The sequence below is a fragment of the Aureispira sp. CCB-QB1 genome (genome assembly GCF_000724545.1).
Lineage (GTDB): Bacteria > Bacteroidota > Bacteroidia > Chitinophagales > Saprospiraceae > Aureispira.
On the sequence record NZ_JHBV01000035.1, the window covers coordinates 42,185 to 56,724 of the forward strand.

At 34.6% G+C, this 14,540-nt stretch carries 13 protein-coding genes; 11 read left to right on the plus strand and 2 right to left on the minus strand.

Translation table 11 applies throughout. The annotated features are described in order from the left end of the window. Positions 1-957: an EamA family transporter gene (locus CG11_RS18375; protein WP_052598299.1), complete on the plus strand. Its 957-nt coding sequence runs from the start codon at positions 1-3 to the stop codon at positions 955-957. Between the two features lie 66 nt (positions 958-1,023). Here the strand turns inward: CG11_RS18375 and CG11_RS18380 are convergent, their stop codons facing one another. Beyond that, a complete protein-coding gene (locus CG11_RS18380) occupies positions 1,024-1,341 on the minus strand; it encodes a hypothetical protein (RefSeq protein WP_052598300.1) in 318 nt (105 codons plus the stop codon). Between the two features lie 245 nt (positions 1,342-1,586). Here CG11_RS18380 and CG11_RS18385 point away from each other — a divergent pair, with 245 nt between their 5' ends. From CG11_RS18385 to CG11_RS29740, 10 genes are all read left to right on the plus strand, one after another. Continuing rightward, positions 1,587-2,444 carry a hydroxymethylglutaryl-CoA lyase gene (locus CG11_RS18385; RefSeq protein WP_052598301.1) on the plus strand — a complete coding sequence of 286 codons (858 nt, stop codon included), beginning with the start codon at positions 1,587-1,589 and terminating at the stop codon, positions 2,442-2,444. Between the two features lie 386 nt (positions 2,445-2,830). Next, complete coding sequence (locus CG11_RS18390) at positions 2,831-3,442, plus strand: hypothetical protein (RefSeq protein WP_052598302.1); 612 nt, start codon at positions 2,831-2,833, stop codon at positions 3,440-3,442. Continuing rightward, complete coding sequence (locus CG11_RS18395) at positions 3,436-4,281, plus strand: DUF3822 family protein (protein ID WP_072011006.1); 846 nt, start codon at positions 3,436-3,438, stop codon at positions 4,279-4,281. The genes CG11_RS18390 and CG11_RS18395 overlap by 7 nt, the downstream gene beginning before the upstream one ends. Continuing rightward, positions 4,272-4,820, plus strand: a complete 549-nt coding sequence (locus CG11_RS18400) for an RsmD family RNA methyltransferase (protein WP_052598304.1) — start codon at positions 4,272-4,274, stop codon at positions 4,818-4,820. The genes CG11_RS18395 and CG11_RS18400 overlap by 10 nt, the downstream gene beginning before the upstream one ends. A gap of 66 nt (positions 4,821-4,886) precedes the next feature. Continuing rightward, positions 4,887-5,960, plus strand: coding sequence for a cytochrome c biogenesis protein (locus tag CG11_RS18405; RefSeq protein ID WP_052598305.1), 1,074 nt, complete (start codon positions 4,887-4,889; stop codon positions 5,958-5,960). Between the two features lie 189 nt (positions 5,961-6,149). Then, entirely contained in the window at positions 6,150-6,362 is a 213-nt protein-coding gene (locus tag CG11_RS18410; protein ID WP_052598306.1) for a CcmD family protein, read from the plus strand. 104 nt (positions 6,363-6,466) lie between these two features. Continuing rightward, positions 6,467-7,876, plus strand: a complete 1,410-nt coding sequence (locus tag CG11_RS18415; RefSeq protein ID WP_052598307.1) for a Glu/Leu/Phe/Val dehydrogenase — start codon at positions 6,467-6,469, stop codon at positions 7,874-7,876. 243 nt (positions 7,877-8,119) lie between these two features. Next, positions 8,120-9,022, plus strand: coding sequence for a 3-hydroxybutyryl-CoA dehydrogenase (locus CG11_RS18420; protein ID WP_052598308.1), 903 nt, complete (start codon positions 8,120-8,122; stop codon positions 9,020-9,022). A 345-nt stretch (positions 9,023-9,367) separates the two neighbouring features. Next, a complete protein-coding gene (locus CG11_RS18425) occupies positions 9,368-10,216 on the plus strand; it encodes a sterol desaturase family protein (RefSeq protein ID WP_052598309.1) in 849 nt (282 codons plus the stop codon). 230 nt (positions 10,217-10,446) lie between these two features. Continuing rightward, complete coding sequence (locus CG11_RS29740) at positions 10,447-10,983, plus strand: hypothetical protein (protein WP_156039825.1); 537 nt, start codon at positions 10,447-10,449, stop codon at positions 10,981-10,983. Between the two features lie 129 nt (positions 10,984-11,112). On the opposite strand, the gene CG11_RS18435 is transcribed toward CG11_RS29740, so the two are convergent. Continuing rightward, a complete protein-coding gene (locus tag CG11_RS18435; RefSeq protein WP_052598311.1) occupies positions 11,113-14,142 on the minus strand; it encodes a T9SS type A sorting domain-containing protein in 3,030 nt (1,009 codons plus the stop codon). Between the last annotated feature and the right edge of the window lie 398 nt (positions 14,143-14,540).

Below are 14,540 nucleotides of genomic sequence, written 5' to 3' on the forward strand. Positions count from 1 at the left end.
ATGAATCTGGAAAAATTGCGTTCCGATCGCTATTTAATCCCCATCGCTTATTTTTGCATTTATTTTATTTGGGGATCTACTTATTTGGCAACCGATTGGGCTTTTCAATCCTTTCCGCCCTTTTTTATGACTGCTATTCGATTTATAACAGCAGGATTGATATTGTTATCAATCAGTTATCAAGGCGTAAAGACAGCGACGGTCAAACAACTTAAAAATGCCGCTTTTTTTGGCATTCTGATTTTGGGCATAGGGTCAGGAGGAACCATGTGGTCTGTTTTGTATTTGGATACAGGAATGGCTTCTTTAATTGTAGGCTGCGAACCTTTGTTGTTGGTTTTACTATCTTGGCTTTTGGTTGGTCAGCGGGCTAGTTTTCAGAAGTTATTAGGGGTTGGATTGGGAATGATTGGTATGTATATTTTGGTTAGCCAAGAGACAATAACAACAAATCCAGATGCTTACAAAGGAATTATTGCTATTTCTATCGCCATTGTAAGTTGGACAATTGGTTCTATTTATATTAAGCAGATGGACATGCCTGAATCAAAAGTTGCGAATACCGCCATTCAAATGCTGGCAGCAGGCTTTGTACTATTTATGGTGAGCACGGTTTTGCAAGAAGATTTAACGACAATTCCAGCACGGTTTACATGGAAATCATTTTTTTCATTATTATACCTTCTGTTTTTTGGTTCTATCATCGCTTATTCTGCGTTCAACTATTTGTTGTTAAAAGACGACCCTAGAAAGGTTGCTACGGTAACTTATATCAATCCGATTATAGCTTTGGCATTAGGGGCGTATTTGAATGATGAGGTGATTACAACCCAATCTGCTTGGGCCGCAACCATTTTGATTTTGGGGGTTGTTTTTATAATTCGAGAAGATAAAGTTGTCACTGCTGCTAGACAGGTGGAAGTATTGGATTCTGATATATCGGACTTAAAAAGCTAGAAATGTTTTCTGCCTCATAGAAAATAGGTATTACTTATTGCTATGAGGCAGAAGATAAAGTTAAAGTTACTGGTATTTTGTACCATCAAAATATTCATCGTAGGCATCTGGATTGTGATGCGCTAAAATAACAACGGCTATTCCGCCAAAAACTAAACCCAATTTGAATAGAAAAGAACCAAGAATTCCCATGCTTTCTATCCACACTAGAAACCCTATTTTTAGACCTACAGAGTTAACAATGAGACAAAGTGCTCCTGTAAAAAACATTAAACAACCAATAAAGGTCCATAAGGTTTTTAAATTAGGGTTCTTTTCAACAGTTGTTGTCGTAAGGTATATTGTTATGGCTAATATAAAAAAGCCAACAAGTTGCATAATCATCTAGTTGTAATTTTATTTTTCTTCTTGTAATGCAAGTCATTTATCTTTGCTATTGTTAATGCAAAGATAAGGGATTATTTGCAAACAATTGCCCATCTATTTAGTATTTTAAACTTTAGCTTTATCTTTGTGACTCCAAAATAAGTAGAATGCTTGCTTATTAAACAAATTAGACGAAAACAGTTGATAAAGGACAATATTCTACCTTAGAATATTGTATAGAAGTCCTAAGGAATATAAACATTATGGTAAAAATAGTGGAATGCCCCAGAGATGCTATGCAAGGTATCAAAGAATTTTTTATTGATACAGAAGTTAAAGCTCAGTACATCAACAAACTACTAAAAGTTGGTTTTGATACCATTGATTTTGGTAGTTTTGTGTCGCCCAAAGCCATCCCCCAAATGAGAGATACTGCAAAGGTTTTGAGTCAACTAGAATTGGATACAACCAATAGTAAGTTACTAGCAATTGTTGCGAATGAAAGAGGGACACAAGATGCCTGTCAATTTGATGAAATTACTTATTTAGGTTATCCATTCTCAATATCAGAAACCTTTCAATTACGAAATACAAATGCCACAATTGATCAATCTTTAAAGCGTTTAGGAAATATTCAAGAGTTGACACAAAAATACAACAAACAATTGGTCGTTTATGTGTCTATGGGATTTGGTAACCCTTATGGCGATGTATGGAATGTTGATATTGTTCAAAAATGGGTCGATTTGTTAGCTGATATGGGCATTAAAATTTTGTCCTTGTCGGATACCATTGGGGTTGCTAATAGAGAAACAATCGAGTACTTGTTTAGCAATTTAATTCCCCCTTATCCTGATGTTGAGTTTGGAGCGCATTTCCATACTCGTCCTGATGAATGGGAAGAAAAAATAGATGCTGCATTTAAGAATGGCTGCCGCCGATTTGACGGAGCTATTAAAGGATATGGTGGTTGTCCTATGGCAAAAGATGATTTGACAGGAAATATGCCTACCGAAAAAATGTTGAGCTATTTTCCTAAAAAAGGAGCGGAGTTAAATCTAAATATGGATATTTTTGCAGAAGCTATGGGAATGACACACTTGGTCTTTCCTGAGCATTAATCCAAAATGTAATATCGTTAAACAGGAGCTTTTAACCTTTGTCGAAAAAAATAAATTCCAACACACCAAAAGAAGAGTAGAAGTGCATCTTCATAGATAAAAGGGAATTATTTTTTGCGACTTGTTCAAAAATTGGATATTAATGTTGTTTTTTTTCAATAAAAAATAAGTATTATTGCAATCAAAGAGTAAGAACAGCATTTTCTCTTTGCAAGAGAAAAAAATAAGTTGTTAGAAATTGCTAGCCGTATTTTGAAATTTGTTTTCAACAAACAATAGTTAGCTATATTGCTTTGATTATGTATAAATACGTCGTCATAAATATATTTACGTATACTTGCCTTCAATAGGTAAATGAAAAACAAACTATTAACAACATACTACAAATGAAAATTGCACTGAATATTTTGTTGACATTAGCTGCTATTGGATTAATTTACTTATTGGTAGAGTCCATTCGCAAGCCAATTAATTTTACAGAAACAAGAGAGTTAAGAGAAGAACTCGTTCGCGAACGATTGACTCAAGCGGCTGAGCTTCAAAAAATTTACAAATCATTGCGTGGTAAATATGCAGATAGTTACGATTCTTTGAGATACGTATTGACACACGATACTTTCTTGGTAGATAAAGTGATTGGAGACGAATACGATACAACACAAACTATTCAAAGAGTTCAAGTAAAACTTCCTGCAAAAGATTCTTTGTTGTCTTTTATCAAAAAGACAAAACCAGAAATGTCTGTCGACGAGTTTTTTAAATTTGTAAGCACAGTACCATTTTCTGAAGGGAAAAAGTTTTATATCAAAACAGGAGAAGCAATCGTAGAAGGAACAGATTCTATGATGACCTCTACCTTTGAAGTAGGGACAACTATAGGCACTTACATGCAAGAATTTGATTCTGCAAGTCATGTAATTTATGATCCAGAGTACAACCCAAATAAATTGAGAAAAGTAGGGGATTTGTACAAACCATCAACAAACGGTAATTGGTAGATATAATATACAATATATTTGAAGACGATTTTAATAAATCGTTGACGCATACTTATAACCTATCCGTCCTTATGGGCACGGATAGGTTGTCTTATTTAATCAGTAATGAACAAAACCAAGTTGTTGCGCTTCGATCGTATCAGCTTTCTGGTTTGCCTCATGAATCGCCACTCAAACAAGTTCTAATAGAAGATAGCATTCTTAGAGCCAAGTTCAAAACGGTTCGAGTTGGTTTGTTTGCCCCCAAGTTCTCATTGATACCTTTGTCTTTGTTTAGCGAAGAAGAAGCTAGTGTATACTTGCAACAAACAACTACCTTGAATAAGTCTGATCAGGTGTTTTTTGATTTGGTAGAGAGTCTGAAAGCAGCCAATATTTATGCCTTTGCAATACCTTATATCCAAGACTTCAAAGAACATTTTTCAGAGGTGAACTTTTGTCATGTATCTACTGGTTTAATTAATAATTTTATTAATAATTTTGATAGCAGTAGCTCTAAAAATATTTTTCTGAATATTTATGATCATTATGTTATGATTACGGTAATTGAAAATAACAAATTACTTTTTCATAATATTTTTTCTTTTAAAGCTTCGCCAGATTGCTTGTACTACATTTTGTTAGTTTACAAACAATTAGGCTTGATGCCAGATCGACATCCTTTGTATATCGTAGGTGAATTGGTAGCGGATTCAGAAATTCATAAATTGCTATACAAATACATAAAAACGATACATTTTGTGAATCGTCCTAATTTTTATGTTTTTGGAGAGAAGCTTCAGGCGAGTTTTGCTCAGAATTTTTTCTTTGATTTGTACAGTCTTAAATTATGCGAATAGTTAGTGGCTTTTTGAAAGGTCGTCGATTTGACTTGCCTAGTTCCAAATGGAAAACACGTCCAACAACCGATTATGCTAAAGAAAGTTTGTTTAATATTTTGTCTAATTGGATAACATTGGACGGCATACAAGTATTGGATCTGTTTGCAGGAACGGGGAATATGTCGTATGAATTTGCATCAAGAGGAGCTAGTTACATTTGTTGTGTTGACAAATTTTCGGCTTGCGCCCGATATATCCAAGAACATGCAAAGCTATTCAAAATAGAGGATGTCTTAGAGGTTAGAAAACAAGATGTTTTTCAATTTTTGGGCAAACACCGCAAAAAATACGATATTATTTTTGCAGATCCTCCTTATGACTCACCCAAGTTTCAACTGTTAGCGAATATAATTTTTGAACAAGAATTGTTAAATGAGAATGGATTGTTAATTATCGAACATGATTCTCGTCAAAATTTTGCAAATCATCCCAAATTTGTAGAACTTCGCCAATACGGACAATCCTACTTTAGTTTTTTGTCGAATGAAGAGGCATAAAGAAGGTTTTTAGCCGAATACTTTGCATATTTGTATGGTATTAATTAAAAGTAGTTGAAGAGAAGCATGAAGAATATATACAAAATATTGGGAGTCATTTTAGTAAGTTATAGTCTCCTTGCTGGTATGCTAATTCCTTTGGGAACAGGAATTATTAATGTTTCACCAAGAGTTGCTCAAGGAGGAGAACCTTTAGATCTGAAAATAAAAGGATACAATGCCAACTTTTTGAAAGACAAAGGTAATTATGAAGCTCGTATTCGCCTCAATCCCAAGTTGGCAATTTGTGCCAAGAATATAACGGTTAAAAACAACCAAGAATTAGAGTTGTCGTTTGATCTACCTTTAGGAAAATTACCAATCCAAACCCTAACAGAGAATGGTAAAAAATCTAGCTTTCCATTGTTGGAAGTATCTGGAAAAAACAACGGTTACAGTTCACTAGAGTCTGCTGTTTACATCAAAGATAGCTTGGTTGAAAATACCATACAAGATTTTTGTGATGTCGTTCCTTTTGCGCAGACAGAAGAAGAACAAATCAGTTTTCCTTTCTTAAATATTTTAGAAGAAACCATCCGCAATTTATTCTATCATGTGCCAATGTGGTTTGCCATGATGTTATTAATGCTAATATCTGTCGTTTATAGCATTTTGTATCTGGCAAGACCAGAAATAGAACGATATGATATTCAAGCAACTTCCTTTGCTGCTGTTGGGGTACTTTTCGGAGTGATTGGAATTTTGACAGGCGCATTGTGGGCAAAACATACTTGGGGAGCTTATTGGTCGTTTGACGTTAAACAAAACACTTCTGCAGTTGCTTTGTTAATCTATTTAGCGTACTTCGTATTGAGAAGTTCTTTTGATGATATGGATAAACGTGCTAGAGTAGCGGCTATTTATAATATCTTTGCTTTTGCAACTTTAATTCCGTTGCTTTACATTGTTCCTAGAATGGTAGATAGTTTACACCCAGGAATGGGAGGAAATCCAGCCTTTAGTAAATTGGATTTAGACAATACCATGCGAATGGTGTTTTACCCAGCGGTGTTGGGGTGGATGATGATGGGAATTTGGATTTCTAATCTAGGTGGGAGAATCGAACGATTGATGCGAATAAAACTAGAATTAGAGGAGTAATTTTATGCCTTTGTGGCTAATAATAAGATATTTAATTATTTGATTGTATTTTGTTGGTAATTAAGTTGTTGTGGGTTTTGGGGAGGCGAGTCAGAAGTTTATCTAATTTAAAGTCCTACTAATTGCTCAAAATATAATTTGGAAAAATTCTTTTTTTTTAAAAAAAACACCATTTTTAGGTCTATATTAATGAAGCAAATTATTAACATATTAATACTCAGTTTAATACCTGTTTGTGTATCTGCTCAAACAACAACTGGAAATGACTTTTTTAGTAATATTGGGAAAATATACGTAACTGTAGGTGTTATCCTCATTTTATTCGTAGGAATTGTTGCATTTTTAGTTCGTTTAGAACGAAAAGTAGCAAGCCTAGAACAAGATATGGGAATAGAAGAATAAGTAAAAATAGGAGTGTGTATTTTGAATAAACTACTTAATCATTTAGAACTACACACTTCTTAAAAATAACTAACCGTTTATAATAACTTTAACCAAAAAAAACTATGTCAGATTATAGCTTTTTTGAAGGAGTCGAGAAAAATTTTGATAAAGCAGCCAAACATACAGATTTGTCTAGTGGATTGCTTGAGCAAATTAAAGGTTGTAACGCCGTTTTCCGCATGAATTTTCCTGTTAAAATAGGAGATTCGGTAGAAGTAATTGAAGCATACCGTGTACAACACTCGAACCATAGATCTCCTACTAAAGGAGGAATTCGCTACAGCACGGGAGTGAATCAAGACGAAGTAATGGCTTTAGCTGCTTTGATGACCTATAAATGTGCCGTTGTAGACGTACCATTTGGTGGTGCAAAAGGAGGGGTTAAAATCAATGCAAAAGATTATACAGAAGAACAATTAGAACAAATCACTCGCCGTTATGCTGCTGAGTTGGTTCGCAAAAATTTTATCGGTCCAGGTATGGATGTTCCTGCTCCTGATTATGGAACAGGACCTCGTGAAATGGCTTGGATTATGGATACATATGCTGCCTTAAATCCTGGTGAAATTGATGCTGCTGGATGTGTTACTGGTAAGCCTGTTTCTCAAAATGGTATCGCAGGTCGTACTGAGGCAACAGGTCGTGGTGTTTACTACGCTGTTCGTGAAGCTTGTAACTACGAAGAAGATATGGCTGCTCTAGGTTTGACAACGGGGCTAGCTGGAAAAACAATGGTTATCCAAGGTTTGGGAAATGTAGGTTCTTATACAGGAATGATTTCTCAAGACGAAGGTAATGTTAAAATTATTGGTGTTGCTGAATACGAAGGTTCAATTTATAATAAGGATGGAATCGATATTCATGCTTTATTGGACTTTAGAAAACAAACTGGATCTATCATTGGATTCCCTGGTACAACAACTTTAGAAAATAGAGGGGATGCTTTGGAATTAGAATGTGATATCTTGGTTCCTGCGGCTTTAGAAAATCAAATTAACGAAGACAATGCCGATAGAATTAAAGCTAAAATCATTGTAGAAGCAGCAAATGGTCCTGTTACGCCAGAAGCAGAAGAAGTATTGTTGGACAAAGGATGTTTGATTATTCCTGATATGTACGCCAATGCAGGTGGGGTAACTGTATCTTATTTTGAGTGGTTGAAAAACCTTTCTCACATGCGTTTTGGTCGTATGCAAAAACGTTTTGAAAGTAATCGTTACGAATTGTTGGTTGACTTGGTCTTGAAAATGACTGGAAAGGAGTTGAGTGACAACGAGCGTAAATTGTTGACATTTGGTGCCGATGAGGTAGACTTAGTTCGCTCTGGACTAGAGGAAACAATGATTACTGCTTATAATGGTATCCGTGATACTTTGAAAAGAAAATACATCAAAGATTTACGTACTGCTGCATTTGTTTATGCTATCGAAAAAATCGGAAGCGATTATACTGCATTGGGTATTTGGCCTTAAGATTTTAATAAAAATATGTTTTACAAAGCCTGTTTCTTTTTTAGAAATAGGCTTTTGTTTTATGAGCTCAATGTGATGAAATTTATAGAGAGAATGTTCGTGGCTTACTAGCTACTCATTGATACTAACCTGCGACTTTTACCCAGAAGGAATACCACTAGAAATGATGAATTTTGAATCTACTTCTGTATCTTTGTGTCATTGTTGAACATTGAAGAATAACTCACTTTTAAATCTAAAATGATGAAAAATATTGTTGTAATAGGTGCGGGAACGATGGGAAATGGAATCGCACACGTTTTTGCCATGCATGATTATGCTGTATCTTTAGTAGATATTTCAGAAGCTGCACTAGAAAGAGCGTTGGCTACTATTTCGAAGAACTTGGACCGAATGGTTAAAAAAGAAAAAATATCCGAAGAAGATAAGGTGGCAACTCTATCAAATATTACAACTTCAACAAACCTAGATGAAGCTGCTGCATCAGCAGACTTAATCGTAGAAGCAGCAACGGAGAATATTGACTTAAAGTTGAAAATATTTAGACAAATTGATGCTGCTGCTCCTGCCAATGCGATTTTAGCAACCAATACATCTTCTATTTCAATTACTAAAATAGCTGCTGAAACTAGCCGTCCCGATAAGGTGATTGGCATGCACTTTATGAATCCAGTGCCTGTGATGAAATTGGTAGAAGTAATTCGTGGTTATGCTACTTCAGACGAAGTAACAGAAACCATTATGGCAATGTCAAAAAATTTAGGAAAAATCCCTACAGAGGTAAACGATTACCCTGGATTTATTGCGAATCGAATTTTGATGCCTATGATTAATGAGGCAATTTACTCGTTATACGAAAGTGTGGCAGGAGTGGAAGAAATTGATACGGTTATGAAACTAGGAATGGCGCACCCTATGGGACCATTGCAATTAGCCGATTTTATAGGTTTGGATGTATGCTTGTCTATTTTAAACGTTTTACATGACGGCTTTGGCAACCCTAAGTATGCTCCATGTCCATTGTTGGTAAATATGGTGACAGCAGGTTATTTGGGACGCAAAACAGGGGAAGGTTTCTACAAATATGAAAAAGGGAGCAAGGAATTGGTTGTTTCTTCAAGATTTCAAAAGAAGCAATTGGTTTAATCGCTTGAGATGACGGCAATAACTCAAGGCAAATATATACACGCAAGAGAAACATAAATTATAGACATATAATAATAGAAAGTCATTCTAGGATCCATTCTTAGAATGGCTTTTTTTTGTAGAGCTAAGTTATATTTATCAATAGTTAGCTGCGCTCTACTACGTGGCCGTTAAAAAACTTTATTAGTTTAGCAGCGTAGCTAACTACTAATTTATGTAATAATCAAAAAATCACGAAGTATTAAACCTTAAAATAGCATTTTTATTAAAAATCTAACTAGCAACTTATTATATTAGTTTTAGAAGAATCCCTCCAAAATCAATCAATTAAAAAACAGGAATTTTATGGATGCTATTGTAGACTACTTTTCTAGGTTGGAACACCTTCCCCTACACCGAGCAGGTTATTTGTTTGGAGGTTTATTTATCTTTTTTTTAATAGAAAACACACTTCCACTATTCAAAGCGTCTTACAACAAGACTAAACACACAGGGTTGAATATCTTTTTTACAATGACAACGATTGTCATTAATTTTGCTATGGCATTTATTTTAGCTTGGGCAGCTCTTTTTGTTGAGACAAATAATTTTGGAATTTTAAATTGGATCGGAGCCTCTATTTTTGTCTCTATGACACTTGGTTTGTTACTAATGGATTTTATAGGTGCTTGGTTGGCGCATTATATCGAACACCATGTAACATGGATGTGGCAGTTTCACGTTATTCATCATACCGACCAAAATGTAGACACGACAACAGGCAATCGACATCATCCTGGAGAAAGCGTCATTCGATTCTTGTTTACCACAGCAGCAGTTTTAATTGTTGGTGCGCCAATTTGGTTGGTGTTTTTATACCAAACATTGTCAGTCATTCTAACGCAATTCAATCATGCTAATGTCAAAATGCCATCTTGGCTAGATACGGCATTAAGGTTAGTGTTTTGTACGCCCAATATGCATCGAGTACACCACCATTACCGCCAACCTTATTCAGATTCTAATTATGGTAATATCTTTTCGTTTTGGGATCGAATTTTTGGAACATATGTAGTCGTTGATAATTCTAAATTGATTTATGGGGTAGATACTTATATGGATAAAGAAGTTACCGAAGATGTCGTAGCCTTGCTCAAAATTCCTTTTCAAGGACATCGGAAACATATAGAATACGATGATGAAGAGGTATTGTAACGAATCATTAATAAAGATATTGAATAGGTTGTAAGAAATTGCAGCCTATTTTTATTTGTAGTTGAATGTTGTAAGTATTATTTTGAAAACCAAGACTCTATTGAGTATCGAGGCTTAAGAATAATGTTATAAAAGAAATAAAAGTGTAATTAATTTAGTGATTTTGAAACTTTTTACTCGTTATTTGAGTGTATAGGGGTGTTTTAATATTGGTTTCTAATGCCCGTTGTTTGCAAATTTTTAGAAATATAGAAGGGCAGTTGGAACGAATCCCCCAAAAAGGGAAAAGTCTTTCTAATATAGTATTTTCTTGGCTAAGTGTTGAGATTCATCTTTCGATGGCATATAAAGCAATGCTAAAATTGATTGATGCGACCAAAGAAGAAGATGTACGGCTAATTTTGCCCCATTTTTCTAAAATGTCTGTGGCCGATCGAGAGCAAGCGACTCAGATTATATTGCCTACATATTATCCTTATTATAACAATGATAATAAAAAGAATAAGGGAGTGTTAACACATTTTGGTAAGCACTGTTATGGTAAAACACCTTATGAAACTTTTATTAAAAGCATTCCTTTAGCTAAAGAAAAAATGCTGTCCAATAAGGAATTACCAGTAGATCTTTTTTCGACTTCAAACCCTTCAAAGACTGGGCAGGGATTTGAAGTCGAAAAAAAATCGGTTCAAAAACAGTTTGATCAAATAGAAAAGAAGCCATATCTTCAAGATAAGATTTCTTCTTATTTCACTGAACGACAAATCTAAATTGTCAGACCTCATCGTGACTATTACACATAAAAACTCCTACCAAATGTAATTTAGTAGGAGCTAATTTATAGTTTATAATATAACCGCAGCGTTTTTATTTTTTTCAAAAACAAACTATTTGCATGATTATCTAATAATCAATTTTCCTGTTTTAAGTTTAGTAGTAGTTTCAAATATATAAAAATAAAGCCCTGCTGTTAACTCAGGGAACTTAATTATTGTTTGACTTTCGTTTAAAATGATATCTTTAACCAATTTACCAGAAGCTTTAAAAATTTGCAAACGTCCCTTCTTATTATCTGCTATTTTTATGGTTAATTCTCCTCCTGATTCTAATGGATTAGGATAAATAATAAGTGATTCCTCCTCCTTTTGTTCAATTTTAAGCTCTGTATTGTTTATATCATCATTTGGAAACTTCAAAAAACTATTAGGAGAAGTTATTCTTAAAGCTTTTGACGGAGTAGAACTAATAGGGTCGCAAGAACTAGGAGTTACTGAGATCATTTGATTGATCGTCTTACTATCAATATTCCCATTTGCATCTGTAACCCTTAAGGTTACATCATAATTTCCACTATTTCCAAAAACTACTTTCGGATTCCTTACGGATGTGGAACTAATATAGGCAGGAGAAGGAGTAATTATCCATTCCCAACTAGCGCCATTATGTTTAAGCATAGAATGGCAATCAAAAGGTACTGTATCTTGGCTACAAGCAATTACATTTGTGTAAGTAATTGGTTGTGCTACAGGCAGAAAATTTTGATTAACAAATTCACGTTCAAAAATACCTCTCCCTTTTGTTGCCAATCTCATTTTTCCTTCCTTGTAAAAAGGTCCAAACTTTAGAGACTTTGCAATTAAGGGGAGGTTAGCATCGCAATCAACCCAATTGTTCGCAGTATTACTCCAGTAAAACACTTTATTAAATGTTGCTAAATAAACACCATCTGTTGTCCCTCCTTGATAATAAATATCTTCGATCCTCTCGTTGTTTAGAGTCGAAGTTGTTTTATTTACCCAAGTACTTCCTCCGTTAGTACTACGATATATTTTTCTTCCATTTGCTCCTGAAATACAAGCAACCCAAATATCATTGGCATTACTTGGATTTAGTGTAATAATTAGTTTTCTTAGATTATTGGTAGGAGGATTAGTAATTCTAGCCCAAGTTCTTCCACCATTTACTGTTTTATAAATGTTGTTAATGTTATTATAAAAAACAACAGCATAGATCACATCAGGGTTTGCCCTAGAAATAGCTATTTCAAAAACTTTGCTATTAGTCCTAAAACTCTTCAATATATTAAAGTTAGATCCCCCATCAGTTGATTTATAAATGTGGTTATCTTTTCCTAATAACAAATGATCCGCATACCTAGGGTCAAAATAAATACCACTACTCATACCTGTTCGGGGGGATTCTGTAGCTCTTAGTGGTAATCTAGGGAATGATTGGATGTTTCCTCCTAGTACGTCTGGTATGATAGAAACAAAAGTATTTGTTCGTATTCCACTATATACTTTTCGTTCTCGCATGGGATTAACGTATCCTGTTGCTTCCTCTACTCCATTAATCTTATGAAAATTTCCTAAACCATACGTTTGATAATAAGCTGCATTCCCATTGTGATAACGCCCTCCAATAAGCACATCTTGATTCCAACCAGAGCCAAATCCCCAAAAACTAGAAGCAGTAATTCCCTTTTTCCTCGATTCCGCAGACGCCAATCCGTCATTGGAGTACCCAATTCCGCCATCGCTTGCTATCCAAATATCATTTCTATTTACTTCTAATGCCTGAATATCAGCATGCAATCCAGGATGAGAAAGACCTCCTATACTACTAAAAGTTGCACCTCCATCGTTGGAGGTTGCTAATCGAATGGTACCTACCCATAATTTATTGGGGTTTGTAGGAGAAACCTCTAAATCAAAATTATAAAAACCTTGATGATAACCACTCCGATATGCTGCTACATTCCAGTCTGAATTACTATTAATAGGACCGTATGGACCTCCATCTTGACCGCTAGGATTTGTCCAGTTATTTCCCCTGTTTATACTCTTATAAACTCCAATCCAACCGTGATCCCCTGCTTTGCTTTCTCCGATTAAACAAGCATAAATCATATTAGGACTACTAGGAGGAATTGCTAACTTGCCACCAAGAGTTTTAGCATTTGCCAAATCAGTAGGTATATACCAACCTGTTCCTTTTAATGCCCAAGTAACTCCCTTATTATTTGATCTAAATACCTCTGCTCTTTTTCTTCTTGCATTTTTTATCAGTATATAAATAATATTAGGATTAGTAGGATGAAAATCAACATCCCAAGTTTCTTTATTCTGATCTACTGCCCATGTAAAACCTCCATCAGTCGATTTAAGCAAAGAAGTTGAATTGGCACAATAAACTAAGCTTGGATCAGTAGGATGAAACTTAAGTTCATGCCCTACTGCATCAATGTACGCTCTTCGAATCCAAGTAGATCCTCCATCTAAGCTTTGATAGATTTTAGAATCACCACAAACCAAAACATTGTTAGGATTCGTTGGATGTATTTGTACTGCAGTAACTCTTAAAAAAGCTTCATTTTGGGATACTAAACTCCAATTTAGTCCTTTATCTATTGTTTTGTATACTCCACCAGCTTCTGTTCCAGCATAAAGAATATCTGGATGGCTTGTTGATTGATCTAAAGACATAACATTGGCTTGAGAGGACATAGGGGTAAGTGTACCTCGTTTATAAGTTTCTACTGGACCGATATTAGTCCAGTTTTGGCTACTACTCCTAGCTGTATGTTGCTGTGATTTTTTATCTTTTAATTCTTTAAAATATGCCTCTTCTTCTTGTGGACTCATTGGTCTAATTAACCCCTGTTCATCGATATAATTCTCTACTATTCGTCTCCAATGCTTATAGTTTTGCGTATGCAAGTTCTTTTGGAAGGCATTTTTTCTGTAGTACTCTTCCCGTAATTCATCCACTTCAAATACGTTAGGATCTGGGGAATACATCAATTGTACCCACTCAGGAGTATTTTCTGGTATATTTGGAACCGTTTTAAAATACTCTGATTTATTTTGTGAAATTGCTATGGTAACTAAGCCATAGGTAAGAAAACAAATAATGCTAAATCGTTTCATAATTTGTAGTTAAATTTAGGTGTGTTTTAATATATATATGTAATTGTTCACAATAAATTCAAGAAGTAATTTAGCGACGGTCTGCGTTAAAAACACTCGTGATAGCCGTGCTATTCCTGCATTTTTTACCTTACCCATCATCAAAATTACTTGCGTCTTTACTTATCTTTTATTGTGAACGATTACTTAGAAGTTGTTTGAAAATTATATTGGAAATCTGAGCAACTAGTTACCAGTTTGTAACACAGGTACTAAGATAGTTTTTAAGCAGCTTCAAATGTTAAACGAAGAATATATTCAAATATATAAAGTTCATTTTATTATTCAAAAATAATATTCATAATTTTCACAAATCTCTATTAGAATAGAAAAGCATTATATAAACCCAATACAACTGA